Here is a 253-nt window from a genome sequence, read left to right as displayed (position 1 = left end):
CCAGAGATACGCAGGGCTATTTATACGACTAATGCCATCGAATCACTCAACAGCGTCATTCGGTCAGCCACCAAACGCAGAAAACTGTTTCCCAATGATGCTTCTGCCATGAAGGTGGTGTATCTGGGAGCCTGTAAATAAAAGTGTGTAAGTAATTCTGGCCAATGAACCTCCTATAATGAGGAATTGCCAAAATGACGACAAACGCAATGGAAAGAAGCAAACTGCAGGCGCTGGCCAAAGAGCTGGCGAA

At 46.2% G+C, this 253-nt stretch carries 1 pseudogene; it reads left to right on the top strand.

Annotated features, from left to right (window positions below):
* Positions 1–126: pseudogene (locus tag ACO0LN_RS30455) on the top strand (transposase); the annotation flags it as partial.
* Positions 127–253 lie beyond the last annotated feature (127 nt).

It is taken from the genome of Undibacterium sp. TC9W (assembly GCF_049339865.1).
Lineage (GTDB): Bacteria > Pseudomonadota > Gammaproteobacteria > Burkholderiales > Burkholderiaceae_D > Undibacterium.
Note: the sequence above shows the minus strand (reverse complement) of the source record. Positions and strands in the feature narration are given on the sequence as shown.